At 53.5% G+C, this 26,552-nt stretch carries 22 protein-coding genes; 16 read left to right on the top strand and 6 right to left on the bottom strand.

The genetic code is table 11. The features are described 5' to 3' along the window. Window positions 1-27: 27 nt before the first annotated feature. Window positions 28-459 carry an OsmC family protein gene (locus tag FDX22_RS05580; protein ID WP_096757037.1) on the bottom strand — a complete coding sequence of 144 codons (432 nt, stop codon included), beginning with the start codon at window positions 457-459 and terminating at the stop codon, window positions 28-30. 228 nt (window positions 460-687) lie between these two features. Here FDX22_RS05580 and sra point away from each other — a divergent pair, with 228 nt between their 5' ends. The 5 genes from sra (at window position 688) to FDX22_RS05605 (ending at window position 5,480) form a co-directional block, all read left to right on the top strand. Then, window positions 688-828, top strand: a complete 141-nt coding sequence (gene sra / locus FDX22_RS05585; RefSeq protein ID WP_096757036.1) for a stationary-phase-induced ribosome-associated protein — start codon at window positions 688-690, stop codon at window positions 826-828. Between the two features lie 179 nt (window positions 829-1,007). Beyond that, the gene (gene maeA, locus FDX22_RS05590; RefSeq protein WP_115258488.1) at window positions 1,008-2,705 is read left to right on the top strand and encodes a malate dehydrogenase; all 1,698 of its coding nucleotides are present in this window, start codon (window positions 1,008-1,010) and stop codon (window positions 2,703-2,705) included. Window positions 2,706-3,014: 309 nt separating this feature from the next. Further along, a complete protein-coding gene (locus FDX22_RS05595) occupies window positions 3,015-4,730 on the top strand; it encodes an ABC-F family ATP-binding cassette domain-containing protein (RefSeq protein WP_146716834.1) in 1,716 nt (571 codons plus the stop codon). Window positions 4,731-4,917: 187 nt separating this feature from the next. Then, window positions 4,918-5,196 carry a type II toxin-antitoxin system RelE/ParE family toxin gene (locus tag FDX22_RS05600; protein ID WP_096757033.1) on the top strand — a complete coding sequence of 93 codons (279 nt, stop codon included), beginning with the start codon at window positions 4,918-4,920 and terminating at the stop codon, window positions 5,194-5,196. Beyond that, window positions 5,196-5,480 (top strand): HigA family addiction module antitoxin, encoded by a 285-nt coding sequence (locus FDX22_RS05605; protein WP_096757032.1) that lies wholly within the window; start codon window positions 5,196-5,198, stop codon window positions 5,478-5,480. The genes FDX22_RS05600 and FDX22_RS05605 overlap by 1 nt, the downstream gene beginning before the upstream one ends. Window positions 5,481-5,584: 104 nt before the next feature. Here FDX22_RS05605 and fdnI read toward each other — a convergent pair whose 3' ends face one another. The 3 genes from fdnI to fdnG are packed head-to-tail and all read right to left on the bottom strand — an operon-like array spanning window position 5,585 to window position 10,179. Further along, the gene (gene fdnI / locus FDX22_RS05610; protein ID WP_096757031.1) at window positions 5,585-6,241 is read right to left on the bottom strand and encodes a formate dehydrogenase-N subunit gamma; all 657 of its coding nucleotides are present in this window, start codon (window positions 6,239-6,241) and stop codon (window positions 5,585-5,587) included. Further along, the gene (gene fdnH / locus FDX22_RS05615) at window positions 6,234-7,118 is read right to left on the bottom strand and encodes a formate dehydrogenase N subunit beta (protein ID WP_115258486.1); all 885 of its coding nucleotides are present in this window, start codon (window positions 7,116-7,118) and stop codon (window positions 6,234-6,236) included. Before fdnH ends, fdnI begins: the two co-directional genes overlap by 8 nt. A 13-nt stretch (window positions 7,119-7,131) precedes the next feature. Then, window positions 7,132-10,179 (bottom strand): formate dehydrogenase-N subunit alpha, encoded by a 3,048-nt coding sequence (gene fdnG / locus FDX22_RS05620; protein WP_146716835.1) that lies wholly within the window; start codon window positions 10,177-10,179, stop codon window positions 7,132-7,134. 288 nt (window positions 10,180-10,467) lie between these two features. Here fdnG and yddG point away from each other — a divergent pair, with 288 nt between their 5' ends. The 3 genes from yddG (at window position 10,468) to FDX22_RS05635 (ending at window position 13,413) form a co-directional block, all read left to right on the top strand. Continuing rightward, window positions 10,468-11,349: an aromatic amino acid efflux DMT transporter YddG gene (gene yddG / locus FDX22_RS05625; protein ID WP_117342800.1), complete on the top strand. Its 882-nt coding sequence runs from the start codon at window positions 10,468-10,470 to the stop codon at window positions 11,347-11,349. A gap of 460 nt (window positions 11,350-11,809) precedes the next feature. Continuing rightward, window positions 11,810-12,889: a porin OmpD gene (ompD, locus tag FDX22_RS05630; RefSeq protein ID WP_146716836.1), complete on the top strand. Its 1,080-nt coding sequence runs from the start codon at window positions 11,810-11,812 to the stop codon at window positions 12,887-12,889. Between the two features lie 143 nt (window positions 12,890-13,032). Then, window positions 13,033-13,413 (top strand): GFA family protein, encoded by a 381-nt coding sequence (locus FDX22_RS05635; protein WP_096759399.1) that lies wholly within the window; start codon window positions 13,033-13,035, stop codon window positions 13,411-13,413. Here FDX22_RS05635 and FDX22_RS05640 read toward each other — a convergent pair whose 3' ends face one another. Continuing rightward, entirely contained in the window at window positions 13,414-14,901 is a 1,488-nt protein-coding gene (locus FDX22_RS05640; RefSeq protein ID WP_096757025.1) for an MFS transporter, read from the bottom strand. 116 nt (window positions 14,902-15,017) lie between these two features. Between FDX22_RS05640 and FDX22_RS05645 the strand changes: the two genes are divergently transcribed. The 7 genes from FDX22_RS05645 (at window position 15,018) to FDX22_RS05675 (ending at window position 24,915) form a co-directional block, all read left to right on the top strand. Further along, complete coding sequence (locus FDX22_RS05645; protein ID WP_115258482.1) at window positions 15,018-15,596, top strand: TetR family transcriptional regulator; 579 nt, start codon at window positions 15,018-15,020, stop codon at window positions 15,594-15,596. 207 nt (window positions 15,597-15,803) lie between these two features. Further along, on the top strand, window positions 15,804-17,189 hold the full coding sequence (locus FDX22_RS05650) for a NarK family nitrate/nitrite MFS transporter (protein ID WP_135912030.1): 1,386 nt from the start codon (window positions 15,804-15,806) through the stop codon (window positions 17,187-17,189). Between the two features lie 55 nt (window positions 17,190-17,244). Further along, window positions 17,245-20,985 carry a nitrate reductase subunit alpha gene (locus FDX22_RS05655; protein WP_146716837.1) on the top strand — a complete coding sequence of 1,247 codons (3,741 nt, stop codon included), beginning with the start codon at window positions 17,245-17,247 and terminating at the stop codon, window positions 20,983-20,985. Next, a complete protein-coding gene (gene narH, locus FDX22_RS05660) occupies window positions 20,982-22,526 on the top strand; it encodes a nitrate reductase subunit beta (protein WP_096757018.1) in 1,545 nt (514 codons plus the stop codon). Before FDX22_RS05655 ends, narH begins: the two co-directional genes overlap by 4 nt. After that, window positions 22,526-23,221: a nitrate reductase molybdenum cofactor assembly chaperone gene (gene narW / locus FDX22_RS05665; protein ID WP_146716838.1), complete on the top strand. Its 696-nt coding sequence runs from the start codon at window positions 22,526-22,528 to the stop codon at window positions 23,219-23,221. Before narH ends, narW begins: the two co-directional genes overlap by 1 nt. Further along, window positions 23,218-23,898 carry a respiratory nitrate reductase subunit gamma gene (gene narI, locus FDX22_RS05670; protein ID WP_096757016.1) on the top strand — a complete coding sequence of 227 codons (681 nt, stop codon included), beginning with the start codon at window positions 23,218-23,220 and terminating at the stop codon, window positions 23,896-23,898. The genes narW and narI overlap by 4 nt, the downstream gene beginning before the upstream one ends. Window positions 23,899-24,018: 120 nt before the next feature. After that, on the top strand, window positions 24,019-24,915 hold the full coding sequence (locus FDX22_RS05675) for a PhzF family isomerase (protein ID WP_146716839.1): 897 nt from the start codon (window positions 24,019-24,021) through the stop codon (window positions 24,913-24,915). Window positions 24,916-24,966: 51 nt separating this feature from the next. Here the strand turns inward: FDX22_RS05675 and nhoA are convergent, their stop codons facing one another. After that, a complete protein-coding gene (gene nhoA / locus FDX22_RS05680) occupies window positions 24,967-25,812 on the bottom strand; it encodes an N-hydroxyarylamine O-acetyltransferase (protein ID WP_137363321.1) in 846 nt (281 codons plus the stop codon). Window positions 25,813-25,969: 157 nt separating this feature from the next. Here nhoA and FDX22_RS05685 point away from each other — a divergent pair, with 157 nt between their 5' ends. After that, entirely contained in the window at window positions 25,970-26,542 is a 573-nt protein-coding gene (locus FDX22_RS05685) for a flavin reductase family protein (RefSeq protein WP_146716840.1), read from the top strand. Window positions 26,543-26,552 lie beyond the last annotated feature (10 nt).

The raw sequence follows: 26,552 nt of genomic DNA on the forward strand, positions 1-26,552 counted from the left end.
TGCGCTCTCGCATCCGGCACATCATCGTTAAGACTTCAGCTGGTAATCCAGCGTAATTTCCGCGTTCAGAACCTGTGACACCGGACATCCGGCTTTCGCTTTCTGGATAATACCGTCAAAGGTTGCGGCATCAATGCCGGGCACGGAAACGTCACTGTGCAGCGCCACTTTGGTGATGGCAAAACCCGCATCCACCTTATCCAGAGAAACATCGGCAGTGGTATCAATGGCGTCTGGCGTGAAGCCCGCCTCACCCAGCATTAACGAAAGTGCCATCGAGAAGCAGGCCGCATGAGCCGCGCCAATCAACTCTTCAGGATTGGTGCCTTTCGCACCTTCAAATCGCGTATTAAACCCATACGGCTGCTGGTTCAACACGCCACTTTCGGTCGACACGGTCCCTTTACCGCGTTTAATGTCGCCTTCCCAGTGTGCCTGACCTTTCTTATGGATAGTCATTACCGCTCTCCTGTGTTGTCGTCGGAGTAACAAGTATAGGACGCCGAGGAAAACACATGACGCATATTGGATAGTTCTGTATTAACTGCTTAAGCATTGACCTTTCAGATGAAATGACCGACCATCCAGAAAGCCGTTATTTTAGACACCGGCTGTTAATCAGGTTGTATTTCGTCCGTGCTTACGCGGGCTCGCCCTTGAAACCAGTAACAGGATTAAGGAGTTAGAATGAAATCGAACCGTCAGGCCCGTCATGTTCTTGGACTGGACCACAAAATCTCCAATCAACGTAAAACCGTGACCGAAGGCGACAAAACCAGCGTGGTCAACAACCCTACCGGAAGAAAACGCCGCGCTGACGCCAAGTAATACCCCGCACGTTATACTGAATAATGATGATATACACCATTGCAACCGCAGTGGTGTTTTTGCTTATAAAACCCCTTAACCCATTCACAATGCTTTATACTTCGGCCGTTTCCCTGGCGGAAGGCAACCTACGATCATAAACAGTGCCAGGGAGGGTTATTCAAAAAAGAGTGAGTGACATGGAAAACGAAACTAACAAACTGCGTTCCCTTTACATCCCTTACGCTGGCCCGGTACTGCTGGAATTTCCCTTACTGAACAAAGGGAGTGCTTTCAGTGTGGAAGAACGCCGTAACTTCAACCTGCTGGGGTTACTGCCGGAAGTGGTCGAGACGATTGAAGAGCAGGCCGAACGCGCCTGGATCCAATATCAGGGATTCAAAACGGAAATCGACAAACATATCTACCTGCGCAACATTCAGGATACCAACGAAACCCTGTTTTACCGACTGGTACAAAACCATCTTGATGAGATGATGCCGGTTATCTATACCCCGACGGTGGGTGCCGCCTGTGAGCGTTTCTCCGAGATTTATCGTCGCGCGCGCGGCGTGTTTATCTCCTACCAGAACCGCCATAACATGGACGATATCCTGCAAAACGTCCCGAACCACAATATCAAAGTTATCGTCGTGACCGACGGTGAACGTATTCTGGGTCTTGGCGACCAGGGGATCGGCGGGATGGGCATTCCTATCGGCAAACTGTCGCTGTACACCGCCTGTGGCGGCATCAGCCCGGCCTACACTCTGCCGGTAGTGCTGGATGTCGGTACCAACAATCAGCAGTTGCTGAACGATCCGCTGTATATGGGCTGGCGTAATCCGCGCATCACCGACGATGAATACTACGAATTTGTTGATGAGTTCATCCAGGCGGTGAAACATCGCTGGCCCGAAGTGCTGCTGCAGTTTGAAGACTTCGCGCAGAAAAACGCCATGCCGTTGCTGACCCGCTATCGTGATGAAATTTGCTCGTTTAATGACGATATTCAGGGCACGGCGGCGGTTACCGTCGGGACGCTGATTGCGGCCAGCCGCGCGGCGGGCAGCCAGTTGAGCGAACAAAATATTGTCTTCCTTGGTGCGGGGTCCGCTGGTTGCGGGATTGCCGAGCAGATCATCGCGCAGATCCAGCGTGAAGGATTAAGCGAAGAAGCCGCGCGCCAGCGCGTGTTTATGGTTGACCGCTTTGGTCTGTTAACCGACAAAATGCCGAACCTGCTCTCGTTCCAGACCAAACTGGTGCAAAAACGCGAAAACCTGCAGCACTGGGATACGAAAGAAGATGTGCTGTCTCTGCTCGACGTGGTTCGCAACGTGAAGCCGGACATTCTGATTGGTGTCTCCGGTCAGACGGGCCTGTTTACCGAAGAAATTATTCGCGAGATGCACAAGCACTGTCCGCGCCCAATCGTCATGCCGCTGTCTAACCCGACATCGCGCGTGGAAGCCACACCGCAGGATATTATTGCCTGGACCGAAGGCAATGCGCTGGTGGCCACCGGTAGCCCGTTTGCCCCGGTCGCCTGGAAAGATAAAATCTACCCGATTGCCCAGTGTAACAACGCCTATATCTTCCCGGGTATCGGTCTTGGCGTGATCGCCTCTGGCGCCAAGCGCATCACTGATGAAATGCTGATGTCGGCCAGCGAAACGCTGGCACAGTATTCACCGCTGGTATTGAACGGCGAAGGGCTGGTATTACCGGAACTGAAGGATATTCAGACCGTTTCCCGCGCCATAGCCTTTGCCGTAGGTAAAATGGCCCAGCAGCAAGGCATGGCAGTGAAAACATCGGCTGAAGCCCTGCAGCAGGCGATTGACGAGAATTTCTGGCAAGCAGAATATCGCGACTACCGTCGTACCTCTATCTGACGGTTTACCCGGCGGCGCCCTGCCGCCGGGTGTTCAACACTTGCACAATTCAGCGACTTGCGATTACACTTTCACCATCGATTAACATTCGGGAAAAACTAAGGAGGATACTTATGCTGTACTGTGAACGTTTGATCGTTTCACATGCTTTTGGCGATCGCCAGTGCTCAAGCGTTATCGGTATCGTGCTGCGATAACTTCTGCTTGAGCGAAGCTAACTTCTAAATCCCCTTCTCTCGGGCTTACCGGGTTATCGTCAGCGATGTTTGACGAGGCGTTTTTACGTCTGTAACTCTTGAGTAAGCAACAATGAGCACATTACTAACCGCACAATCCTTACACGTTGATACGGCATTTGGCACGCTATTCGACGATCTCACTTTTACCCTGAAAAAAGGCGACCGCATTGGGCTTATCGGCTACAACGGCTGCGGCAAAAGCACGCTGTTAAAACTGCTGGATGGCACGATTTCTCCCAACAGCGGATCCATTGCCCAGGCACATCACTGTCATCTTGCGCGCGTAGAACAGCATTTGCCGGATGAGATCCTGCCGCTAACACTCCAGGAAGCCGTACTGGCACAACTTCCCGAGCATGAACGCGCGGGTCAGCAATGGCGGGTTGAGTCACTACTCGCAGAAATGGGCTTTACGCCGGAGAATTTGCACCTCACCGCACAAACACTGAGCGGCGGCCAGCACACGCGCCTGCTGCTGGCCCGCGCGCTGATGCGCAATCCCGACCTGCTGTTGCTGGATGAACCGGGTAACCATCTGGATTTGCCCACATTGCTGTGGCTGGAGCAGTTTTTACAGCGCTGGTCCGGCAGTTTTGTGGTGGTGTCTCACGATCCACAATTGCTGGATGCAGTGACGCACGGAACGTGGATCCTCCGGGATCATTCCCTGCATGCGTTCGATCTCCCCTGTAGTGCGGCGCGCCAAGCGTTGGTGGACAGAGATGCCAGCGATGCCTTGCGCCATAAGGCAGAACAAAAGGAAATCGATCGCGTTACTGCCAGCGCCAAACGTCTGGCCACCTGGGGACGGGTCTACGACAACGAAGATTTGTCTCGCAAAGCCAAACAGATGGAAAAACAAGTGCAGCGCCTGAAGGATGACCAGACGGATGTCACCGCCGGAAGTCAGTGGTCACTAACATTGAATGGCGATGCCCTGCGTGCTGACCGCTTGCTGGAAATGACAGACCTCCCCGTCTCTCCGGCAGCGGATGCGGCAACGCTGTTTTCCATTGCCGGTATTCGCATCAAAAGCGGCGATCGCGTGGCGATTGTCGGGCGTAACGGCTGTGGAAAATCGTCGCTATTAAAGCTTATCTGGCAGCAATATCAGACGCAAATGACCTCGACATCGCTGGTGCTGCACCCGCGGGTGACGCTGGGGTATTACGACCAGTCGCTCAACCAGCTTGCGGATAACGATTCGTTGTTCGAGGCTCTCGAGCCGTTTGCCCCGCAGCCGGATGTGCGCAAAATGGCACTGATTAGCGCGGGGTTCCCGTGGATCCGCCACGCTCAACGGGTCAGCACCTTAAGCGGCGGCGAACGTTCGCGCCTGCTGTTTATCGGGCTGACGCTTGCCCGCTATAGCCTGTTGATGCTCGACGAGCCGACCAACCATCTGGATATGGAAGGCAAAGAAGCGCTGGCGCACACGCTGCAACACTTCAGCGGCGGCGTGCTGCTGGTCAGTCACGACCGTCAGCTTATCCGCCAAAGCTGCAACCGCTTCTGGTTTATTGATGAGGGTGAACTTAGCGAATGGCACGACCTGGAAGCGATTAACGCCCGCATTCAGGAAACCGCCAGTGAGCTAGCGGCGAGCAAAACGGTGGCAGAGGTTGTTCCTGATCCTCATCATCATGGCGACGAAATACTGGAGAAACTTCTCGAGCTGGAGCTGCGGCTGTCTGATGACCTGGCACGCAAAACCAAACATCAAAAACCGCAGTTGCAGGCACAATGGCGCAAGGAGATTGAGCATCTGAATTCACTACTGGAGTAAAACGGTTGCCGGATGGCGGCATTATGTCGCCGTCTGGCGAATCTTGCGCGCCGCTTTCCATTTATCCCCCTGCCCGCTTTTCCTTTTACCGCACTCGCTGCACACTTTGGCAAAATTCGGCTATTAGTGTTGCGTTCAGCGGAACATTAATGATAGTGTTCCTTTTGAGGGAACAAGGAAGGTATGGATGATCATGAACTTCAGACACAAAGGATTGCGCGACTTGTTTCTTCAGGGGCGAACATCAGGCGTGACGGCGAAGCATGTCCGGCGATTGCGGCACCGACTTGCCGTTATTGATGCAGCGAGCCATGTAACAGATATCAATATGCCTGGTTATAAACTGCATGCGTTAACGGGCGATCGCGACGGCGTTTGGTCGATTTCTGTTTCAGGCAACTGGCGTATTACGTTTGAATTCGTTAATGGCGATGCATATATACTGGATTACGAGGACTATCATTGATGAAAATGGCTAATCATCCCCGTCCGGGGGATATTATTCAGGAAGCGCTGGATGAGTTAAACGTCAGCCTGCGCGAATTTGCCAGAGCAATGGAGATTGCCCCCTCAACCGCGAGCCGACTGTTAACGGGCAAGGCAGCATTAACCCCGGAAATGGCGATCAAACTTTCAGTGGTGATCGGCAGTTCGCCCGAAATGTGGTTGAATCTGCAGAATGCCTGGAGTCTGGCTGAAGCGCAAAAAAGCGTGGATATCTCACGTCTGCGCAAACTGGTAGCACAGTAACGGTATTGTAGGCTGGATAAACCTGCGCTATCCGGCAGGTCTTAATGGACAAAAAAATGGCGCTACATCGGTAGCGCCATTTTTATCAGCAGAACGTCAATGGGTTATTGCAGCCCTTGCTCGTTCTCTTTTTTGGCTTCGGCTTTTTCGACTTCGCGATACCAGCGTGGGTGATGCTTCTTCGCCCAGCGGCGGCTGACCTTCCCTTCGACCATGCCTTTAATCGATCCTTTCACCCAAAATGCCATGTACATATGGATGAGGATGGCGTGCATCAAAATAATACCCGCCGCAGCGTGGATCAGCAGGCTGTAACGCACAACCTGCATTGGGAAGAACTGCGCAAAGTACGGACGCCAGATAATCACCCCGGTGATCAACAGCACAAAAATCATGCTCATGATCGACCAGAACATCATTTTTTGTCCGGCGTTGTACTTACCGACGTCCGCCACTTTGTGTTCATTGCCCTTCAGCACTTCCACAATGTTTTTCAGCCACGGAATATCTTTCTTATCCGGGATGTTGTGGTGCACAAAGCGCACAAACATGAACATCAGCGCGACGAAAATCAGCAGACCGAAGAATGGGTGCAAAATGCGGCCCATTTGCGGTGTACCGAAGGTCTGCGTCAGCCACTGCAGCGTCGGGAAGAAAAACGAAATCCCCGACAGCGACACCAGAAAGAAGCAGATCACCACTGTCCAGTGACAGGCGCGGTCGATAAACTTCGTGCGCACAATCATTTTCGACTTACTCATGATGATCCTCCTCGTCGTCGTCCACTTCCTTGTTCGGGCCAATACCGATGTAGTGATAAATCAGCCCGGCGAAGGTGGCGATAAATCCGGCGGCGGCCAGCGGTTTCAGTGCCCCTTTCCACAGATTGATAGAAGTATCTATCTGCGGATCTTTTGGCAAACCGTGGTACAACTCCGGCTGGTTGGCGTGATGCAGGACGTACATAACGTGCGTTCCACCCACACCCTGCGGGTTGTAGACACCGGCATGTTCGTAGCCGCGCGATTTCAGTTTCTCCACGCGCTGCTCGGCCATTTCCAGCATCTCTTGCTTGGTGCCGAAATGTATCGCCCCGGTCGGACACGTTTTCACGCAGGCAGGTTCCTGCCCGACGCTCACGCGATCCACACACAGCGTACATTTATACACGCGGTTATCCTCTTTATTGAGGCGCGGAATATTAAATGGACACCCGGCAATACAGTAACCGCAGCCAATGCAATGCTCTGACTGGAAATCAACAATCCCGTTGGCGTACTGGATGATGGCTCCGGCAGACGGGCACGCCTTCAGGCAGCCCGGATCTTCACAGTGCATACAGCCGTCTTTACGAATCAACCATTCCAGCTTGCCATTCTGTTCGGTTTCGGTAAAACGCATCACCGTCCAGGATTTGGCGCTGAGATCGGCAGGGTTGTCGTACACCCCGACGCAATGGCCGACTTCATCACGGATATCGTTCCACTCTGAACATGCCACCTGACAGGCTTTACACCCAATACAAGTGGAAACGTCAATCAGCTTCGCGACTTCTGCTTTGTAATCACGTGCCTGAGGAGGCGGCGTGATGGAGTTGGTAGCGGACCTTTTGATGATGTCCTGCGTTTCCATAGACATATGATCGCCTCCCTTACGCCTTCTCGATGTTAACTAAAAACGCTTTGTATTCCGGCGTTTGCGAGTTTGCATCACCGACATTTGGTGTCAGGGTGTTGGCGATAAAGCCTTTACGCGCGACTCCTTCAAAGCCCCAGTGAATCGGGATCCCCACCGTCTCTACCTGCTGACCGTTGACGTTCAGCGAGCGCAGACGACGCGTCACCACCGCAACCGCACGAATGAACCCGCGCTTGCTGCTGACTTTCACGTGATCGCCGTTGGCAATCCCTTTCGCCGCCGCCAGCGTTTCGCTGATTTCCACAAACTGCTCTGGCTGGGCAATCGCATTCAACAACGCGTGCTTGGTCCAGGTGTGGAAATGTTCGGTCAGACGATAGGTCGTACCAACATATGGGAAGTCATTCTTGTTCCCCATACGTAACGCATCCGCTTCGTACAAACGTGCAGCCGGGTTAGAGATGACGTTCGGGTGCAGCGGGTTGGTGCCCAGCGGCGTTTCCATCGGCTCGTAGTGTTCCGGGAACGGCCCTTCCGCCAGCTTGTCGATGGCGAACAGACGACCCAGACCTTCCGGTTGCATGATAAACGGATTGGTCGCGCTACCTGGCGGTGCGTTGTTGAAGTCCGGGATATCGTTACCCGTCCACTTCGTTCCGTTCCACTTGATCAGCATACGCTTCGGATCCCACGGTTTACCCTGCGGATCGACCGATGCGCGGTTATACAGCACGCGGCGGTTCAGTGGCCATGCCCATGCCCAACCCAGCGTATTCCCCAGCCCCGACGGGTCAGAGTTATCGCGGTTAGCCATCTGGTTGCCCTGCTCGGTCCAGCTACCGGTGTAAATCCAGCAGGAGGATGCCGTGGTACCGTCATCACGCAGCAGCGCAAAGCTGTTCAGCAACTGGCCTTTCTTCGCAACCAGCACGCCGTTGGCATCATAGAGATCTTCCAGCGCATAGCCGTTGTTCTCTTTCGCCACTTCTTCTGAATGCGGTTCGTCCGGCTGCTTGTAGCTCCAGCTCATTTTCAGTACTGGCTCTACGCCTTTACCACCTTCAGTGCGATACATAGTGCGCAGACGATGGTAAATACCGGCCAGAATTTCGCCGTCATTGCGCGCTTCGCCCGGTGCATCCTGACCTTTCCAGTGCCACTGCAGCCAGCGTCCAGAGTTGGCAATTGAGCCGTCTTCTTCCGCAAAGCAGGTTGATGGCAGACGGAACACTTCGGTCTGGATAGTCGACGGATCGACATCGTTCGACTCGCCATGGTTTTGCCAGAACGTTGAGGTTTCTGTCACCAGCGGATCGATAACCACCAGATACTTCAGTTTGCTCAGCGACTGCACCACTTTGTTTTTGTCCGGGAAGGACGCAACCGGGTTAAAGCCCTGACAGATGTAGCCGGTGACTTTCCCGCTATCCATCATGTTGAAGTATTTAATGACGTCGTAGGACTGATCCCACTTCGGCAGCCAGTTAAAGCCCCAGTCATTGTCTTTTTGCGCCGCATCGCCGTAGAAAGATTTCATCAGGCTAACGAAGAACTTAGGATAGTTACCCCAGTAGTTCACCTGATCGGCCAGCGTGGCTTTTGGCGTATTCGCCGTCAGATACGTTTGCAGATCGGTCTGTTTCTCAGACGGCAGCGTCAGATAGCCCGGCAGGCTGGTAGACAGCAGACCTAAGTCGGTTAACCCCTGAATGTTGGAGTGACCGCGCAAAGCGTTGACGCCGCCACCGGCCATCCCCATGTTACCCAACAGCAACTGGATCATCGCCATGGTGCGGATGTTCTGCGCACCCACGGTATGCTGAGTCCAGCCCAGTGCGTACAGGAAGGTGGTGGTACGATCGGCCGCGCTGGTAGAGGCCAGCACTTCACACACTTTCAGGAAGTCGGCTTTTGGCGTACCGCAGATGTTTTCCACCACGTCCGGCGTATAGCGGGAAACGTGCTGTTTCAGCAAGTTCCAGACACAGCGCGGATGGGACAGCGTTTCATCGCGTTTGGCGTAGCCGTTTTCATCGAACTGGTAGTTCCACGACGATTTATCGTATTGACGTTTTTCTGCGTCGTAGCCGCTGAACAGACCATCTTCGAAAGCAAAATCATCCCGCACCAGCAGGCTGGCGTTGGTATAGTGCTTAACGTATTCAGCGTTAATTTTGTTGTTTTCAATCAGGTACAGCAACACACCGGAAAGGAACGTAATGTCCGTACCGGAACGAATCGGCGCGTAAATATCCGCGACGGAGGCTGTACGTGTAAAACGGGGATCGACAACAATCAGCGTGGCATCATTGTTGTTCTTGGCTTCCATCGCCCAGCGGAATCCCACCGGATGTGCTTCAGCGGCGTTACCGCCCATCACCATCACGACGTTAGCGTTTTTGATATCAACCCAGTGGTTGGTCATCGCACCGCGACCAAATGTTGGAGCAAGACTTGCTACCGTTGGTCCGTGTCAGACGCGCGCCTGGTTATCTACCGCCAGCATGCCGAGTGAGCGCACAAATTTTTGCGTCAGCATGCCAGTTTCATTACTTGCCGCAGATGCGCACAGCATCCCGGTTGAAAGCCAGCGGTTTACCGTTACGCCCTGCTCATTCTTCTCAATGAAGTTGGCGTCACGGTCAGCTTTCATTAATTTTGCAATGCGGGTGAATGCTTCATCCCAGCTAATGCGCTGCCATTTATCGGAACCCGGTGCGCGATATTCAGGATAACGTAAACGGTTTTCACTGTGTACGTAGTCCAGCAATCCTGCGCCCTTCGGACATAATGCCCCACGGCTCACCGGATGATCCGGATCCCCCTCGATATGGTAAATCGATTCTTTGGCATTTTTTGCTCCATCACCCAGGCTATACATTAATAGCCCGCAACCTACGGAACAGTATGTGCAGGTGTTTCGGATCTCTTTCGCGCGTATCAGCTTGTAATTTCGCGCCTGAGCCAGAGCCATCTTGGGTGCAAAACCCAGTGCGGCTACTGTTGTTCCCGCCATACCGCCCGCGCAGATTTTAAAGAATTGTCTGCGGCTGACGTCCATTGCTTTCCTCTTTTTTGCAGGGATGCGTACACTGGCACCTTCTCGTTGCACTAAAGCGGCAGCTTGAAAGGTGATGCGTACAACTTCGCGACGAAACTAACAGCTATATCCATAAATTTTTTGCGTCAAATCAATAACGAAACGGTTCCGCTACTAAATAGTGCAGTTTGTTTAACCCTCATACCCACAAGGGGTTAGCCAAAAGCTAATTCGTTAGCGTGCTACGACCTAAAAGTGCTATACATTTCAGCTCCATTTTTTTGCCAGTACTATGGACAGACAAACCGAATGACAAAACAAAAAGCAACGTTGATTGGGCTTATCGCCATCATACTCTGGAGCACCATGGTTGGGCTGATCCGTGGCGTTAGCGAGGGACTGGGGCCTGCAGGCGGCGCTGCCATGATCTTTTCTTTAAGCGGTCTGCTGCTAATATTCACCGTTGGCTTCCCGAATATCCGTCAGTTTCCTGTTCGCTATTTAATCGCCGGCAGCGTACTGTTCGTTAGCTATGAAATATGTTTAGCGTTAGCGCTGGGCTATGCCGCCACCCGCCACCAGGCGATTGAGGTCGGTATGGTTAATTATCTCTGGCCCAGCCTGACCATATTGTTTGCGATATTATTTAATGGTCAAAAAACAACCTGGCTGGTTATCCCCGGATTAATCGTGGCATTGACCGGCGTTTGCTGGGTATTAGGTGGAGATAATGGACTTAACTTAGGTGAAATTATCAGCAACGTCGCCAGTAGCCCGCTCAGTTATTTTCTCGCTTTTCTTGGCGCATTTATCTGGGCGACCTATTGCACTGTGACCAATAAATATGCAAAAGGCTTTAACGGCATCACCGTGTTCGTTTTACTGACGGCCACCAGTTTGTGGATTTATTATTTTATTACGCCACAACCTGAGATGGTGTTCAGCACGCCAGTGACCATTAAACTGTTTACCGCCGCATTAACCTTAGGATTTGCCTATGCGGCGTGGAATATAGGTATCCTGCACGGGAACGTCACGGTTATGGCCGTTGGCTCTTATTTCACACCGGTCCTCTCTTCAGCACTTGCCGCCGTGCTGCTGAGCGCCCCGCTGTCATTTTCGTTCTGGCAAGGTGCACTAATGGTCTGTGCTGGCTCTTTGCTGTGCTGGCTGGCAACACGCCGCGCCTGAAAAAAGACGCCGGGTGGAGCCTAAAAACGAAATCCGGTTATATTATCGTCACATTAATGGATATTTATTGTTCATTCTGCTTGTGTTTTATGTTTTATTTTGTTTAATTAAATGTTAAATATATGGTAATTAATTAACCCATGAAAGTATTGCATGGTTATCTATATCCCTCTAAATGTATATATTACACATGCGCAATTAACGCTAATTAAACCATAGTCAGCATAATAGTTCCTTGTGTAAATATACCCATATCGATAAATCACATATTACGACTAATATAATCAGTTGTATTAAGTAGATCTAGATCACACAACTTCAAATATTCTGCAATATTATGAAACTTATTATTGAACTCATACCACAAGGTCATTTAAAAATAGTTCGCCATTGACGAACCCCTTCGTTTAGCAATGGTTTAGGAATCACACCAAGAAGAAAATTATAAGGATTATTTAGAATGAAACTTAAATTAGTTGCAGTGGCAGTGACTTCCCTGTTGGCAGCAGGTGCGGTAAACGCAGCTGAGGTATATAACAAAGACGGCAATAAACTGGATCTGTACGGTAAAGTTCACGCTCAGCATTACTTCTCTGACGACAACGGCAGCGATGGCGACAAAACTTACGCACGTATGGGCTTCAAAGGCGAAACTCAGATCAATGACCAACTGGTTGGTTTTGGCCAGTGGGAATACGAATTCAAAGGCAACCGTTCTGAAGATCAGGGTTCCGAAGCAGACAAAACCCGTCTGGCATTCGCTGGCCTGAAATTCGCTGAATACGGTTCTTTCGACTACGGCCGTAACTACGGCGTAGCCTACGACATCGGCGCATGGACCGACGTTCTGCCTGAGTTCGGTGGCGACACCTGGACCCAGACTGACGTGTTCATGACCAGCCGTACCACTGGCGTTGCAACCTACCGTAACACCGATTTCTTCGGTCTGGTTGAAGGTCTGAACTTTGCTGCTCAGTACCAGGGCAAAAACGACCGCACCGATGTTAAAGAAGCAAATGGCGACGGTTTCGGTCTGTCTACCACTTATGAGTACGAAGGCTTCGGCGTAGGTGCAACCTATGCGAAATCTGACCGTACCGACCGTCAGAACAACCATAACAGCATCTACAAAGCTAACGGTGAAAACGCAGAAGTATGGGCTGCTGGCCTGAAATATGATGCGAACAACATCTACCTGGCAACCACCTACTCCGAAACCCGCAACATGACCACTTATGGTTCCAAAGTTGCAGGTATCGCTGAGAAAGCACAGAACTTTGAAGCAGTGGCTCAGTACCAGTTCGACTTCGGTCTGCGTCCGTCCATCGCTTACCTGAAATCCAAAGGTAAAGACATTAATACTTATGGCGACCAGGATCTGGTTGAATACGTAGATCTGGGTGCGACCTACTACTTCAACAAAAACATGTCCACCTTCGTTGATTACAAAATCAACCTGCTGGATGACAATGCCTTCACCAATGCTGCCGGTGTAAGCACCGACAACATCGTGGCTGTTGGCCTGAACTACCAGTTCTAATTTTGTTGTAAGTGAAATACAAAGCCAGTCCTCTACGGGCTGGCTTTTTCTCTTGAAGTAGACTCGGTCATAAGGAGTATGACGTGCAGACGTTCACAGGTCGTTGTCTTTGCGGACAAAGTCATTTTACCGTTAACGTCGACATGCTTGATGTCTATGCCTGCCACTGCACGCTGTGCCAGAAGTGGTCTGGCGGCATCGCCATGTATCTGGAAGCCAGCGGTCATCCGCTGATGTCGCCAGAATCTGCGGAACCTTCGCACTTTCCTTCTTCAAATCGTGGTGAACGTTTCTTCTGTTCCGGTTGCGGATGCCCGCTGTGGTTTACGTTGACCGACAGCGAACGCTACTTTATTCCGTGGACATTGCTGGAACTGAACGAAGTAGACCGCCGCCGCCTGATTTTAGCGGCAGAGATCTACACCGAAACACAGCCTGCGTTCTGGAGACTGACGGGGCAATACGCTCGACTGAGTGGAAAAGAAGTCGAAGAGATGGATTACCCCTGCCATTTAGCCCACTAGTTATTGCTGTTTCACTTTTGCCAGACTGAACCACATTCCTACCGCCAGGACGATCAGCATGCTGCCCGCGCTGCTCAATGCCACGCTATGCGACCAGGTAAAGGCGTCTCTGGCGGCCGTCAACAGCGCCTCACTGAGTGAGGGCGGAAGCGAGTGCGCCAGCTGTACCGCTTCCCCCATCGATGATGAGGCGCGCTCAAGTTCCTGCGGGTTAAGTCCTGCTGGCGGCAGAATTGACGCGGAAAAACTGCGGCTTAGCAGTAAACCAAAAATCGCGATCCCCAGACCCGCACCCAACTCGTAGGCCATGGTTTCGATAGCCCCGGCAGCGGCCGCTTTTTCTGCGGGTGCCGCCGCCATAATGGCCGCCGTGGAGGCTAACAGCGCGCTGGCGGCACTGAAGCCCAACAGGGCCATTAATATCCAGGCCTGGATCTGCTGGGTGCTAAAATCGGTCATCGCCAGCCCATAGAAGCTGACGGCACTCAGCGCCATGCCCGCGGTAGCCACGCAACGTAGTCCCAGACGCGATACCAGCATCCCGGCAATCGGCCCGCTGAATCCACTGGCCAGCATCACCGGCAGCATAAAGAGACCCGCCTGATACGGTGTTAATCCGTGCACAAACTGCAGTTCCTGGGCCATTAATAGTTCAAAGCCTACCAGGGTTATCATCGCGGTCATTGCCATGACAACGCCGCTTAAGATAATGCGATGGGTAAACAGTCGCATATCGATCATCGGGCGCGATGCGGCAAGCTGGATGCGCACGAACTGCCCCAGCAGTAAAGCGCCCACCAACAGCGTCAGCACAATCACGCCCGTCGCGATGTGTCCCTTCAGCGCCGTTTTCGCGCTATACACCAGCAGCAGAATGGCGACAATCAGCATAATCGCATGACCGAAATTTAATGACTGATCGCGACGACCGGTTTGGCGCGGAACGTAACGCGCGGTCAATGCCATCACCACTAATACAATCGGCACATTGATTAAGAATACAGAACCCCAATAGAAGTGCTCCAGCAGCATACCGCCAACCAGCGGACCAAATGCTGCCCCGCCGGAACCGACCGCCGCCCAGACGCCAAGCGCCATATTACGGTGGCGCTGTTCAGCAAAGGTCGCACGAATACCGGCCAGCGTCGCCGGGACGATCATTGCCGCACCAATTGCCAGCACGGCGCGCGTGGCGATAAGCCATCCGGCGGTATGGGCAAAGGCTGCAGCCAGCGAGGCCAGACCAAACAGGCCTCCGCCCAGCAGCAGCAGGCGTTTAAAGCCAATGCGATCGCCCAGTGCCCCCATCGGCAGCACCATCCCTGCCATCACCAGGGAATAAATATCAATGATCCACAGCAGCTCGTTACCACTGGCACCCAGCGTCATACTCAGCGTGGGCGCGGCAACGTGCAGCACCGTTGCATCAATCGCAACAGGGATGTAGACCAGCACAATAATCACTAACGTTAACCACTGACGAAACATAAAACTCCCTACAAAACTTAAACTGGACACATGTCCAGCTTTAACGATCCTACGGAAAATTGAACATATGTCCAACTTTTTGTTAGACTGCTTTCAACGTAGGTAGGGGGGGATATATGAGTTATTTGAATCGGGATGAACGTCGGGAAGTGATCCTGCAGGCGGCAATGCGCGTCGCGCTGGAAGAAGGGTTTAGCGCCATGACGGTACGACGCATTGCAACCGAGGCGAAAGTGGCGACCGGCCAACTGCATCACCATTTCACGTCAGCCGGTGAGCTTAAGTCTCAGGCGTTTGTTCGTCTGATTCGTACTCTGCTTGATGCGGAACAGGTCAGCGAAGGTGCGACCTTCCGCGAGCAACTCCACGCTATGCTTGGCAGTGATGACGGCGGGTTTGAGCCGTACATTAAACTCTGGCGAGAAGCGCAGATCCTGGCTGACAAAGACCCCGAAATCAAAAGCGCCTACCTACTGACCATGCGCATGTGGCATGAAGAAACAACGGCGATCATTCTTCGCGGCCAGCAAGAAGGTGAGTTTTTGGCCGAACCGGATGCCGCCGACGTCGCCTGGCGCTTGATCGGTCTCGTGTGTGGCCTCGACGGTATGTATGCGCTGGGGATGTCAGAAATGGCGGATCCGGCCTTTACACGGCATCTGGATCGAATGATTCGTCTGGAGCTGTTTAGTTAATGTTATTGATACATTAATAATGTATCTTTTATATTTACAATTAGTAACACATAAGCAACGCTTAATTCTCCCCACACTCCGCACTATTGCGCTTTTTTATCTATCCTTTCATTCAATATTCTTAACGCTTTTCAATAATTTCTAATCAGGGCCAGTACGGCTCTGTATGCGTTTATTTCTTGAACGACGTGCGCATGTGAGGATAATATGTCACCTTCAAATGAGAAAAATAATCGTTATCTTTTAACCGACTGGAAACCAGAAAATGCCGCCTTTTGGGAAAATAAAGGTAAGCATATTGCCCGAAGAAACCTCTGGATATCAGTCAGTTGTCTCCTTCTTGCGTTCTGTGTCTGGATGCTATTTAGCGCCGTAGCAGTAAACTTAAATAAAATTGGTTTTAATTTCACCACCGATCAACTTTTTTTATTAACCGCATTACCGTCCCTTTCTGGTGCAATATTACGCGTCCCCTACTCCTTTATGGTGCCTATATTTGGCGGCCGCCGCTGGACGGTTTTTAGCACTGCGATTCTTGTTATCCCGTGCCTGTGGCTCGGATTTGCGGTGCAAAATACAGCTACTCCGTTTGGCGTATTTATCGTTATTGCGCTGATGTGTGGTTTTGCTGGCGCCAACTTTGCCTCTAGCATGGGCAATATCAGTTTCTTCTTCCCGAAAGCGAAGCAAGGCAGCGCACTCGGCGTTAACGGCGGTCTAGGCAATCTGGGCGTCAGCGTGATGCAATTGATCGCTCCACTGGTGATTTTTCTGCCTATTTTTACCTTCCTCGGCGTCCAGGGCGTGCCGCAACCTGATGGTTCGTTACTGTCATTGACCAACGCCGCCTGGATTTGGGTGCCGTTGCTGCTGCTCACCACTCTGGCAGCGGGCATCGGCATGAACGATATCGCCAGTTCCAAAGCCTCTATTGCCTCACAGCTGCCGGTACTGAAGCGTTTTCATCTGTGGCTGTTAAGCCTGTTGTATCTCGCCACCTTCGGTTCATTTATCGGTTTTTCCGCCGGGTTTGCCATGCTGGCCAAAACCCAGTTTCCTGACGTAAATATTCTTCAGCTGGCGTTCTTTGGGCCGTTTATCGGCGCACTGGCGCGCTCAGCGGGCGGCGTTATCTCGGACAAGTTTGGCGGTGTGCGGGTGACGTTAATCAACTTTATGTTTATGGCACTGTTTAGCGGCCTGCTGTTCCTCACCTTGCCGGGTTCGGGTTCTGGAAACTTCACCGCCTTCTACCTGGTGTTTATGGGACTGTTTCTGACCGCCGGTCTGGGCAGCGGCTCAACTTTCCAGATGATTGCGGTGATCTTTCGCAAAATAACCATTTACCGCGTGAAATTGCACGGTGGTACGGAAGAACAGGCCCAGCGCGAAGCGGTAACCGACACCGCAGCGGCCCTTGGTTTTATCTCGGCCATTGGCGCAGTGGGTGGTTTCTTTATTCCAAAAGCCTTCGGTACCTCGCTGGCGCTGACTGGATCACCAGTGGGCGCCATGAAAATATTTTTAGTGTTTTACATCGTCTGCGTGCTGGTGACCTGGCTGGTCTATGGCCGCAAATCACAAAAAAAATAACAACTATTTGGCCTGCAGATCGTAGGCAGCGTCCATTAGGAGCAGGAGAAATGTCATGAGTAAACTGTTGGATCGCTTTCGTTACTTTAAACAAAAGGGCGATACGTTTGCCGACGGGCACGGGCAAGTCATGCACACCAATAGGGATTGGGAAGACAGCTATCGTCAACGCTGGCAGTTCGATAAAATTGTCCGCTCGACCCACGGCGTCAACTGTACCGGCTCATGCAGCTGGAAAATCTACGTTAAAAACGGCCTGGTCACCTGGGAAACCCAGCAAACTGACTATCCACGCACCCGCCCGGACCTGCCCAACCATGAACCTCGCGGATGCCCGCGCGGTGCCAGCTATTCCTGGTATCTTTACAGCGCCAACCGCCTGAAATACCCGCTGGTGCGTAAACGCCTGGTCGAACTGTGGCGCGACGCCCTTTCCCGCCAGCCCGACCCGGTGCTGGCGTGGGAATCCATTATGCACGATCCGCAAAAGTGCCAGAGCTACAAACAGGTACGCGGACGTGGCGGATTTATCCGTTCCAACTGGAAAGAATTAAATCAACTGATCGCCGCCGCTAACGTCTGGACGGTGAAAACCTACGGCCCGGATCGCGTAGCCGGATTCTCCCCCATCCCTGCCATGTCGATGGTCTCCTACGCAGCGGGGACACGCTATCTGTCGCTACTCGGCGGCACCTGCCTGAGCTTCTATGACTGGTACTGTGACTTGCCTCCGGCCTCGCCTATGACCTGGGGCGAGCAGACTGACGTGCCGGAATCCGCTGACTGGTATAACTCCAGCTATATCATTGCCTGGGGCTCAAACGTTCCGCAGACCCGTACGCCAGATGCTCACTTCTTTACCGAAGTCCGCTATAAAGGCACCAAGACCATCGCTATTACGCCGGACTACTCGGAAGTTGCCAAGCTGTGCGATCAGTGGCTGGCACCGAAGCAAGGCACTGACAGCGCGCTGGCGATGGCCATGGGTCACGTTATCCTCAAAGAATTCCATCTTGATAAGCCCAGCGACTACTTCATCAACTATTGCCGCCGTTATACCGATATGCCGATGCTGGTGCTGCTGGATGCCCGGGAAGACGGTAGCTTTGTACCAGGACGGATGATGCGCGCCTCGGACCTCGTCGACGGACTGGGTGAAAGTAATAACCCTGAATGGAAAACCGTGGCCTTCAACAGCGCCGGTGAACTGGTGGTACCGAATGGTTCTATTGGTTTTCGCTGGGGCGAAAAAGGCAAATGGAACCTCGAGTCGCTGGCTGCCGGCACGGAAACAGAACTGTCCCTGTCGTTACTCGGCCAGCATGATGAGGTGGCGGGTGTGGCGTTCCCCTATTTTGGTGGTAACGAAAATCCGCATTTTCGCAGCGTGAAGCAGGAGCCGGTGCTGGTGCGTAAACTACCGGTTAAGCACCTTACCCTCGCTGATGGCCGCCGTTGTCCGGTGGTCAGCGTTTACGATTTAGTCCTGGCGAATTACGGGCTCGATCGCGGACTCGATGATGACCTCGCGGCCCGTGATTACAGTGAGATTAAAGCCTACACCCCGGCCTGGGGCGAACAAATCACCGGCGTGCCTCGCCGTCATATCGAACAAATTGCCCGTGAATTTGCCGATACCGCGCACAAAACCCATGGTCGTTCGATGATCATCCTCGGGGCAGGCGTCAACCACTGGTACCACATGGACATGAACTACCGTGGGATGATTAACATCCTGGTGTTCTGTGGCTGTGTCGGTCAAAGCGGCGGCGGCTGGGCGCACTATGTCGGACAGGAAAAACTGCGCCCGCAGACCGGCTGGTTACCGTTGGCCTTTGCGCTGGACTGGAACCGCCCTCCGCGTCAGATGAACAGCACCTCGTTTTTCTACAACCATTCCAGCCAGTGGCGCTATGAAAAAGTCACCGCCCAGGAGTTGCTCTCTCCGCTGGCCGACGCGTCGAAATTTACCGGACATCTGATCGATTTCAACGTCCGTGCCGAGCGTATGGGCTGGCTGCCTTCTGCCCCACAGCTCAACCTGAACCCATTAACCGTTAAAGCCCGAGCGGAACAGGCGGGATTATCTCCAGCGGAATACACCGCGCAGGCGCTGAAGTCCGGTGATATCCGCATGGCCTGTGAGCAACCGGACAACGGCAGTAACCACCCGCGTAACCTGTTTGTCTGGCGTTCGAACCTGCTTGGCTCCTCCGGCAAAGGGCATGAATACATGCTCAAATATTTGCTGGGTACCGAAAGCGGTATTCAGGGTGAAGCGCTGGGCGAAAGCGAGGGCATTAAACCTGAAGAGGTGGAATGGCAAACGGCGGCCATCGAAGGCAAGCTTGACCTGCTGGTCACGCTTGATTTCCGTATGTCCAGCACCTGCCTGTTCTCCGATATCGTGTTGCCGACCGCCACCTGGTATGAAAAAGACGACATGAATACCTCGGATATGCATCCGTTTATTCACCCCCTGTCAGCGGCGGTTGATCCGGCCTGGGAATCCAAAAGCGACTGGGAGATTTACAAGGGCATTGCCAAAGTGTTCTCCGAGGTCTGCGTGGGGCATCTGGGCCAGGAAACCGATGTGGTGCTGCAACCGCTCCAGCATGACTCTCCGGCAGAGCTGTCGCAGCCGTTTGATATTCAGGACTGGCGCAAGGGTGAATGTGACCTCATTGCCGGTAAAACGGCGCCCAATATTACGGTTGTCGAACGCGACTACCCCGCCACTTACGAACGCTTTACCTCGCTCGGTCCGCTAATGGATAAACTGGGTAACGGCGGGAAAGGCATCTCGTGGAACACCCAGGCTGAAGTCGATTTCCTCGGTAAGCTGAACTACACCAAGCGTGAAGGCCCAGCGAAAGGCCGACCGATGATCGACACCGCGTTGGACGCCTCTGAAGTGATCCTCGCGCTGGCACCGGAAACCAACGGTCAGGTGGCGGTGAAAGCCTGGCAAGCCCTGGGGGCGATGACCGGGCGTGATCACACGCATCTGGCTCTGAACAAAGAAGACGAGAAGATTCGTTTTCGCGATATTCAGGCACAGCCGCGCAAAATCATCTCCAGCCCCACCTGGTCGGGTCTTGAAAGCGAGCATGTCTCCTACAACGCCGGCTATACCAACGTACACGAACTGATCCCATGGCGCACCCTGTCCGGTCGCCAGCAGTTGTATCAGGATCACGCGTGGATGCGTGCCTTTGGCGAAAGCCTGGTGGCTTATCGACCGCCAATCGATACCCGTAGCGTGACGGAAATGCGTGAGGTTCCACCGAACGGCTTCCCGGAAAAAGCGCTGAATTTCCTGACGCCGCACCAGAAATGGGGCATCCACTCCACGTACAGCGAAAACCTGCTGATGCTGACGCTGTCGCGCGGCGGGCCGATTGTCTGGATCAGTGAAACCGACGCCAAAGAGCTGGGGATCGAGGATAACGACTGGATCGAAGCCTTCAATGCCAACGGCGCGTTGACCGCCCGTGCGGTGGTCAGCCAGCGTGTACCGCCGGGAATGACCATGATGTATCACGCGCAGGAGCGAATCATGAATATCCCCGGTTCTGAAGTTACCGGCATGCGAGGTGGTATTCACAACTCAGTGACCCGCGTGTGTCCGAAACCGACGCACATGATCGGCGGCTATGCACAGCTGTCCTACAGCTTTAACTACTATGGCACCGTCGGCTCTAACCGCGATGAGTTCATCATGATTAGAAAAATGAAAAATATTGACTGGCTGGATGATGAAGGTCGCGATCAGGTACAGGAGGCGAAAAAATGAAAATACGCTCACAGGTAGGCATGGTTCTTAATCTGGATAAGTGCATCGGCTGCCACACCTGCTCCGTCACCTGTAAAAACGTCTGGACCGGACGTGAAGGTATGGAATACGCATGGTTTAACAACGTCGAAACCAAACCGGGGATTGGTTACCCCAAAAACTGGGAAGATCAGGAAGAATGGCAAGGCGGCTGGATCCGCGACGTTAACGGTAAAATCAGACCGCGCCTGGGCGGCAAGATGGGCGTGATCACCAAAATTTTTGCCAACCCGGTGATCCCGCAAATCGATGATTACTACGAGCCGTTCACCTACGATTACCAGCATCTGCATAGCGCACCGGAAGGCAAACATCAGCCCACCGCCCGTCCGCGTTCGCTGATTGATGGCAAACGGATGGACAAGATTATCTGGGGGCCAAACTGGGAAGAACTGCTCGGCGGCGAGTTTTCTAAGCGCGCACGCGACCGTAACTTCGAGAAGATGCAAAAGGAGATGTACGGCCAGTTCGAAAACACCTTCATGATGTATCTGCCGCGCCTGTGTGAACACTGCCTGAACCCGAGCTGTGTGGCGACCTGCCCGAGCGGTGCCATCTACAAGCGTGAAGAAGACGGCATTGTGTTGATCGACCAGGATAAATGCCGCGGCTGGCGTTTGTGTATCAGCGGTTGCCCGTATAAGAAAATCTACTTTAACTGGAAGAGCGGCAAGTCGGAAAAATGTATTTTCTGCTATCCGCGCATTGAATCCGGCCAGCCGACGGTGTGTTCAGAAACCTGCGTCGGACGCATTCGCTATCTCGGCGTCCTGCTGTACGACGCCGACCGCATTGAAGAAGCGGCCAGCACCGAGCATGAAACCGATCTCTACGAGCGCCAGTGCGACGTGTTCCTCAACCCGAACGATCCAGCGGTCATTGAAGAAGCGCTGAAACAGGGTATTCCGCAAAACGTGATTGACGCTGCCCAGCGCTCGCCGGTCTACAAAATGGCAATGGACTGGAAGCTGGCTCTGCCGCTGCATCCGGAGTATCGCACCCTGCCAATGGTCTGGTATGTGCCGCCGTTGTCACCGATTCAGTCGATCGCCGACGCCGGTGGCCTGCCGCACAATGGCAATATCCTGCCCGCGGTAGAATCGCTGCGTATTCCGGTGCAGTACCTCGCCAACATGCTCAGCGCGGGCGATACCGGCCCGGTGCTGCGCGCGCTGAAACGTATGATGGCGATGCGTCACTACATGCGCTCGCAAACCGTTGAAGGTGTCACCGATACCCGCGCCATCGATGAAGTCGGGTTGAGCGTGGAGCAGGTCGAAGAGATGTATCGCTATCTGGCGATTGCCAACTACGAAGACCGCTTCGTGATCCCGACCAGCCACCGCGAAATGGCCCGTGATGCCTTCCCGGAGAAAAACGGCTGCGGCTTTACCTTCGGCGATGGCTGCCACGGTTCAGATACCAAATTCAACCTGTTCAACAGCAGCCGCATTGATGCTATCGACATCACCGAAGTGCGCGATAAAGCGGAGGGTGAATAATGCAGATCCTCAAGGTTATCGGGCTGTTGATGGAGTATCCGGATGAATTGCTGTGGGAATGTAAGGACGATGCGCTGGCGCTGGTCGCCAGTGATGCACCGATGCTGAGCGAGTTCACCCGCGAATTGTTAAGTGCCCCGCTGCTGGATAAGCAAGCCGAATGGTGCGAGGTGTTTGACCGGGGGCGCGCCACCTCGCTGCTGCTGTTTGAACATGTTCATGCGGAATCACGCGATCGCGGTCAGGCGATGGTTGACCTGCTGGCACAGTACGAAAAGGTCGGGTTACAGCTCGCCTGCCGTGAGCTGCCTGATCACCTGCCGCTGTATCTGGAGTATTTGAGCGTGCTGCCGGAGGCAGAGGCTAAAGAGGGATTGCAAAATGTCGCGCCGATCCTGGCGCTGCTTGGCGGGCGCTTAAAGCAGCGTGATACCCCATGGTATCAGCTGTTTGACGCCCTTCTCATGCTGGCGGGCAGTCCGCTTTCAAGTGACAGTGTCACGAAACAGGTCGGCGCAGAAACCCGTGACGATACCCGCCAGGCGCTCGACGCTGTATGGGAAGAGGAACAGGTGAAGTTCATTGAGGATAACGCCACCGCCTGTAACAGTTCACCGTTGCAAAGCTACCAACGGCGCTTTAGCCAGGACGTGGCGCCACAGTATGTTGACGTCAGCTCGGGAGGCCCGAAATGATACAGTACCTGAACGTCTTTTTTTACGACATCTACCCGTATCTGTGTGGGACAGTGTTTATCCTCGGCAGCTGGCTACGCTACGACTACGGCCAGTACACCTGGCGCGCCTCCTCCAGTCAGATGCTGGACAAACGCGGCATGGTGTTGTGGTCAAACCTGTTCCACATCGGCATTTTGGGGATTTTCTTCGGCCATCTGTTTGGCATGTTAACCCCGCACTGGATGTACGCCTGGTTCCTGCCTATCGCAGTGAAGCAGCAAATGGCGATGATTGCGGGCGGGATTTGCGGCGTGCTGACGCTGGTCGGCGGCGCGGGTTTGCTGGTTCGTCGTCTGACGAATTCGCGAATTCGCGCGACATCCTCTACCGCTGATATTCTGATCCTGTGTGTTCTGCTGGTTCAGTGTATCCTCGGTCTGACCACCATTCCGTTCTCAGCACAACATCCGGACGGCAGTGAAATGCTGAAACTGGTGGGCTGGGCGCAGTCGGTGGTGACCTTCCAGGGCGGCGCGTCTGCGCATCTGGATGGCGTGGCGCTAATTTTCCGCGTCCATCTGGTTCTGGGGATGACCATCTTCCTGCTGTTCCCGTTCACTCGTCTGGTCCACGTGTGGAGCGCGCCGGTCGAATATTTCACCCGTCGTAACCAGATCGTCCGTTCTCGCCGATAAATTCGCGTTGTATTGCCAAATCCGGCCTACAGGGAGATTCCGTAGGCCGGATAAGACGCAGGGCGTCGCCATCCAGCATTTTGCACGTTATGATGCTTCTCCACTCCAGGGAGAACGCCAATGAAACCACAGGTTTACCACGTCGATGCCTTTACTCCACACCCGTTTCGCGGCAATTCCGCAGGCGTTGTGCTGCATGCTGACGGACTGAGTGAGGCGCAGATGCAGCTGATTGCGCGTGAACTGCGTCATTCTGAAACCGCTTTTCTGCTCACCAGCGACGACAGTGACGTGCGTATTCGCTATTTCACGCCAACGGTCGAAGTACCTATCTGTGGGCACGCCACCGTCGCCGCACACTATGTTCGCGCCAGCGTGCTTGGACTGGGCACTACGACCGTCTGGCAAACGTCGTTGGCCGGGCGTCACCGCGTTGATATTCATGCTGAAGATAACGGCTATCGCATCAGTCTGGAACAGGGTACGCCGACTTTTGAGCCGCCGCTGGAGGGACCCACGCGTGCAGCCATCATCGCCGCCCTGCATCTGACCGAAGACGATATACTGCCGGAACTACCGCTCCAGATTGCCTCGACCGGACATTCGAAAGTGATGATCCCGTTGAAACCGGAGGTCGACCTCGACGCCCTGTCCCCGGACCTGTCGGCATTAATCGCGATCAGCCAGCACATTGGCTGCAACGGCTTCTTCCCGTTTCAGATTCGACCAGGGGAAAATGCCACTGATGGTCGGATGTTTTCACCGGCGATTGGCATTGTGGAGGATCCGGTCACCGGCAATGCCAATGGTCCAATGGGCGCATGGCTGGTGCACCACAACCTAATGGCTCATGACGGAAAAATCTTGCATGTTCAGGGGCATCAAGGCCGTGCGCTGGGACGCGACGGCATTGTCGAGGTGACGGTGGCAATCCAGGACAATCAGCCGCAAAAAGTGACGATTACCGGTGCGGCGGTGATCCTGTTTCATGCCGAATGGGCGATAGATTTTAATTGAGTCGGTAGGCCGGATAAGACGCATCGCGTCGCTATCCGGCAAATCATCACCCTATTTACCCGCCTCCGGATGCGTATCAAACGCCGCCATCACCGTTGCCAGTTCCGCCTCGGTAAAGCCGTGTTTGGCATCATCAACTCCCAGACCAAAGCGGTCCTGTAACAGGGCATACAGGCTCGCGACGTCAGGTAAGTTAATCTGCTCTACCGCATGGCCCGCTTCATAGTGCGTAAAATGGAAGTTGGTCAGGGTCAGCTTACCGCCGTCTGGCAGATGACGACACATCAGCAAGTGATGGCGAAAATGCGACTGTGGCCAATGCGCGGACCAGAAGTTACCTATCAGATGATCGCTCTGATGCTGAGTGACCAGATCGAAGTGGTACATCGATTGCCAGTGCTCATGATGACGGAACTGCAGGATCCAGTCCTCGTCTTCCCGAATCAGCCGATATTCACCGTGCGGTGTCTGCTGTTCAATGTCGGCCTGCAGACGAATCGGCGCGGTTAGCGTTTGTCCGCCAAAACCAACATCGGCAATCCACGCTTCACCTTGCAATTCGACCAGTAACAGTCGATGCGTGCGCGGCGGCAAGCTGGGCGGATTTGCCAGCACCACCCGCCCAAGTAAACTGCGCACGGTAAAGCCAATCTCCCGCAGCGCACGCTCAAATACCCCATTCTGCTCAAAGCAATAGCCGCCGCGACGCGCGCCCACCAGTTTCTCTTCCAGCGACTGCTCGTCGAGCTGCATTTCTCGCGGCAGCAGCACATCGAGATTTTCAAACGGAATCGCACCGTTGTGCAGTAAATGCAGCGCCTGCAAAGTGTCAATGTTGACGTTAGCCGTACCTGACCAGCCAATACGGGAAAAATAAGCGGTTAAAAAAGGCGTCATACCGGATCCCTGTGCGTTGAATGTTGTACTTATAACGCATTTTTCATTTTCCGCCGTCGATTTTGTGCGCTCTCGCCGTATGCCGGGCGACAAAATCGCTAATCCCGTTAATATCTATATTAATTGTGCGCATTATCCACTCAACTGAGGATCCACCATGAGTCATTTCCGTCCGGTTGAATTACACCATGCCAGCCGACTGTTAAATCACGGTCCAACGGTCTTGATAACCAGTCGTGATGAAAATACGCAGCGGCGAAATGTGATGGCGGCGGCGTGGTCCATGCCCGTTGAGTTTGACCCGCCGCGTATTGCCATTGTGGTGGATAAGACCGCCTGGTCGCGTGAACTCATTGAACGTAGCGGCATGTTTGGCATTGTCATTCCCGGCGTGGCGGCAACTAACTGGACCTACGCGGTGGGCAGCGTTTCTGGTCGCGTGGAAGATAAATTTAACTGCTACGGTATTCCGGTAGTCAAAGGCCCGGTGCTGGGCTTACCGCTGATAGAGGCTAAATGCCTGGCGTGGATGGAGTGTCGCCTGCTGCCTACAACATCTGCGCAAGAGAAGTATGACACCCTGTTCGGCCAGGTTGTTTCCGCTGCAGCGGACGATCGCGTCTTTGTCGACGGACGCTGGCAGTTCGATGATGACAAACTCAACACCCTGCATCATCTCGGTGCGGGCACCTTTATCACCAGCGGAAAACGCATTACTGCAGGTGAGTGATCGGAACGGA

This window comes from Citrobacter sp. TBCS-14 (assembly GCF_005280805.1).
Taxonomy (GTDB): Bacteria; Pseudomonadota; Gammaproteobacteria; order Enterobacterales; family Enterobacteriaceae; genus Citrobacter; species Citrobacter gillenii.